Annotated in this window: 4 protein-coding genes; 2 read left to right on the plus strand and 2 right to left on the minus strand. The window is 39.1% G+C overall.

Annotated features, from left to right (window positions below):
- Positions 1-1,074 (plus strand): DNA repair protein RadA (radA, locus tag FIM66_RS07885; RefSeq protein ID WP_140600358.1); only part of this gene is annotated, 1,074 nt, incomplete at its 5' end.
- Between the two features lie 123 nt (positions 1,075-1,197).
- Positions 1,198-2,277 carry a peptide-methionine (R)-S-oxide reductase MsrB gene (gene msrB / locus FIM66_RS07890; protein ID WP_140600359.1) on the plus strand — a complete coding sequence of 360 codons (1,080 nt, stop codon included), beginning with the start codon at positions 1,198-1,200 and terminating at the stop codon, positions 2,275-2,277.
- 368 nt (positions 2,278-2,645) lie between these two features.
- Here the strand turns inward: msrB and FIM66_RS07900 are convergent, their stop codons facing one another.
- Positions 2,646-3,479 (minus strand): sulfite exporter TauE/SafE family protein, encoded by an 834-nt coding sequence (locus FIM66_RS07900; RefSeq protein WP_121094395.1) that lies wholly within the window; start codon positions 3,477-3,479, stop codon positions 2,646-2,648.
- 216 nt (positions 3,480-3,695) lie between these two features.
- Positions 3,696-3,795: outer membrane beta-barrel protein (locus FIM66_RS07905; RefSeq protein WP_140500046.1), on the minus strand; the 100-nt coding region annotated here is incomplete at its 5' end.

The raw sequence follows: 3,795 nt of genomic DNA on the forward strand, positions 1-3,795 counted from the left end.
GATTTGGTGGGGGGGAGTCCTGGGGTGGGGAAATCCACTCTGCTTTTAAAAGTGGCTTCTGGCTTAGCCAAAAACCAGCAAAAGGTTTTGTATGTGAGCGGGGAAGAGAGCTTGAGCCAGATTAAAATGCGCGCCACTAGATTGGATTGCATAGAAAAAGAATTGTATCTGCTCAATGAAATCAATTGGCCTGTGATTAAGGCGAATATTGAAAGCGAAAATTATTTTGCTTGCGTGATTGATTCTATCCAAACGCTTTATTCGCCAGAGATTTCTTCAGCACCCGGCTCTATTTCGCAAGTGCGAGAGATCACTTTTGAGCTCATGCGTTTAGCCAAAACAAGAGATATTGCTATTTTTATCATCGGTCATATCACTAAAGAAGGGAGCATTGCAGGGCCTAGAGTGCTAGAGCATATGGTGGATAGCGTGCTGTATTTTGAGGGCGATCCCAGTAGGGAATTAAGGATTTTAAGGAGTTTTAAAAACCGCTTTGGCCCTACGAGTGAAATCGGCTTGTTTGAAATGAAAGAGCAGGGTTTGGTGAGCGCTAAAGAAGCTTCAAGCTTGTTTTTTTCTAAAGAAGAGCCTATGGAAGGGAGTGCCATTACCATCACTTTAGAAGGCTCAAGGGCGTTGATTTTAGAGATTCAGGCGTTGGTGAGTGAATGCAGTTTCGGGGCGCCCAAACGATTAGCGAACGGGTTTGACACCAACCGCCTTAACATGCTCATCGCTTTATTAGAAAAAAAGCTAGAAATCCCCTTAAACCGCCATGATGTGTTCATTAATGTGAGCGGAGGGATTAAGATTGGCGAGCCGGCTTGCGATTTAGCGGTCATTGCCAGTATCCTTTCAAGCTTTAAAAACAGAAAAATTGACAATAAAACGGCGTTTTTAGGCGAAGTGAGTTTGAATGGTAGGATTTTAGAAGCCCCCAATTTGAACGCTAGATTGAAAGAAATGGAAAATTACGGCTTTTTAAAAGCCATTTTGCCTAAAAAACCCAGTCAAAAAACCTCTATCAAATGCTATGAAGCCAATGCGGTGGGTAAGATTGTTGAATGGATGTGATTTTAACTTTTGTTACCTAATAGAACAGAACCTTATTGAAATTTAAACTCAATTTAAAGAACAATTACCATTTTTTTTAGTTATAATGGCAGACACCATTAAAATTAAAACAAAGGTTATTCAATGAAAGTATTATCTTACTTGAAAAGTTTTTATCTTTTTTTAGCGATAGGAGCAATTATGCAAGCGAATGAAAACATAGGGGCTAAAAACCAAAAAACCGATGAAAGAGTGATTTACTTGGCTGGGGGGTGCTTTTGGGGGCTAGAGGCGTATATGGAGAGGATTTATGGCGTCATAGACGCAAGCTCTGGTTACGCTAACGGCAAGACTTCAAGCACGAATTATGAAAAATTGCATGAGAGTGATCATGCTGAAAGCGTGAAAGTGGTTTATGATCCTAAAAAAATCAGTTTGGACAAGTTGTTGCGTTACTATTTTAAGGTGATTGATCCGGTGAGCGTGAATAAGCAGGGTAATGATGTGGGCAGGCAGTATCGCACAGGGATTTATTATACCAATAGCGCAGATAAAGAAGTGATAGATCACGCCTTAAAAGCGTTGCAAAAAGAAGTGAAAGGCAAAATCGCCATTGAGGTAGAGCCTTTAAAAAATTATGTGAGGGCTGAAGAGTATCACCAAGATTATTTGAAGAAAAATCCTGGTGGTTATTGCCATATTGATTTGAAAAAGGCGGATGAAGTGATTGTGGATGATGATAAATACATCAAACCCAGCGATGAAGTTTTAAAGAAAAAACTCACCAAACTCCAGTATGAAGTGACGCAAAACAAACACACTGAGAAACCTTTTGAAAATGAGTATTACAACAAAGAAGAAGAGGGCATTTATGTGGATATTACCACAGGCGAGCCGTTATTTTCTTCAGCGGATAAATACGACTCCGGTTGCGGGTGGCCAAGTTTTTCTAAGCCTATCAATAAAGATGTGGTGAAATACGAAGATGATGAGAGCCTTAATAGGAAACGCATTGAAGTGTTGAGCCGTATTGGTAAGGCGCATTTAGGGCATGTGTTTAACGATGGGCCTAAAGAATTAGGGGGCTTAAGGTATTGCATCAACAGTGCGGCTTTAAGGTTTATCCCCTTAAAAGACATGGAAAAAGAGGGCTATGGCGAGTTTATCCCTTATATCAAAAGGGGTGAATTGAAAAAATACATCAATGATAAAAAGTCGCATTAAGGGGTAATGACTAAGCCCCCTAAGGGGGGTTAAAATAGGGGGTTTAAGCGTTTGGGTTGTCTTAAAAAACGCTAAAAACCGTCTTAAATAACTCATTTTTTAATGACCCTTACTTTGAAGACATTCTTTTTTAAGTTTTAAGTTTTTGTTCTCATCAAATAAGGATAATTAAAACTTTTTACTTTTTTAAAAATAGGGTTTTTAATTTTATTTTTTGTTTCAAACTCATTTTTTAAGGGGGTAGGGGGTTTATTCCATTACAACCTCCAACGAATTTCCCCTAACCCTAAAGAAGTCTTTTTAAGAGATTATCGCTTGCTCTTAGAAAGCTTTTTGGTATTAATTTTAAAAATGCCCTTGAGCATTTTTTACCCCATAATGAGCTTGTGTAAAGTCGCTAAAATGCTTAAAGCATAAATGAGGAGCAACAGGATTTTATGCACCTTTTCATTAGCCAAAGCAATGAGCTTGATGCCAATGCCCACCCCTAAAAACGCTCCAATACCGGTAATCACCCCCGCTTGAACGCTTATATCATCAAGAACCTTCCCGTTATAAAGAGAGATGACCCCAGACAAAGAAGCGAACACCACAAAAAATAGCCCCAAAGGCACGATTTTTTTAGAATCGTATTTCAAAAAATAGCCCAAAAACGGCACCATTAAAATCCCCCCACCCATGCCTAGCGGGATAGAAAAGATGCCGGTAACAAAACCGGCGAGCATCAAAACCCCATGCGTTCTATCCATAGACACAAAAGGGATTGTGCGCTTTTTTTCGGGCGTTTTGTTATTCGCATGCAAATCAAAATGCATTTCTTCAAAATGCTCGGGCTTCTTGTTGCTAGAAAAAGCGTATTTGATAAAGGTGTAGCACACCACCACCACAAACACGCCCATTAAAATTTTATCGTCAATGATTTTTAAAATAAAGCTCCCTAAAATCGCCCCCATTAGTCCTCCAAGCGCGGCAAATGAGCCTTCTCTCAAATCCAATAAGCCCTTTTTGTAATTGATGATAGAGCCGACCACTGAAGAAAAAAGCATTTGCATGAGCGAAATACCCACCGCATGGCTATAACTAAAATGGGCAAAAATCGCGCTAGGGACGACAATCTCCCCCCCACCAATACCAAAAAACCCGGCGGTAATGCCAGTAAATAGCCCCACAAGAGCCAAAATAAACGCTGTTGATTCTTCCATAAAAAACTCCCTAAATTCTAAAATATTACTTTATCAAAAAAGAGTGATAATCTTTAAAAAAAATTTTCTTTAATTTTAAAAAATAGGGTTTTGATCACTTTAATTTTATCGCTTGAGAGCGGTTGCAAGAGATTATCTAGGCTCTTTACTGTTTAATTTTAAAAATGCTTTTAAGCGTTTTTAAACAAGCCCCCTTAAAAAGAGAGTTTGCGCCACCTAGTAAGCAAACACATAATTGAGGAAAAGGCTATACATCCTTCTGTATTCTAGTTTAGCGCCCATGAAAGAATAGTAGCTTGTGTTGATCGTGGGGATT

This window comes from Helicobacter pylori (assembly GCF_006439795.1).
Taxonomy (GTDB): Bacteria; Campylobacterota; Campylobacteria; order Campylobacterales; family Helicobacteraceae; genus Helicobacter; species Helicobacter pylori_CR.

What these genes read in the sequence shown, in the direction of transcription:
- msrB (WP_140600359.1), top strand. Translation starts at nt 1,198, where the DNA reads ATGAAAGTATTATCTTACTTGAAAAGTTTTTATCTTTTTTTAGCGATA.
- FIM66_RS07900 (WP_121094395.1), bottom strand. Translation starts at nt 3,479, where the DNA reads ATGGAAGAATCAACAGCGTTTATTTTGGCTCTTGTGGGGCTATTTACT.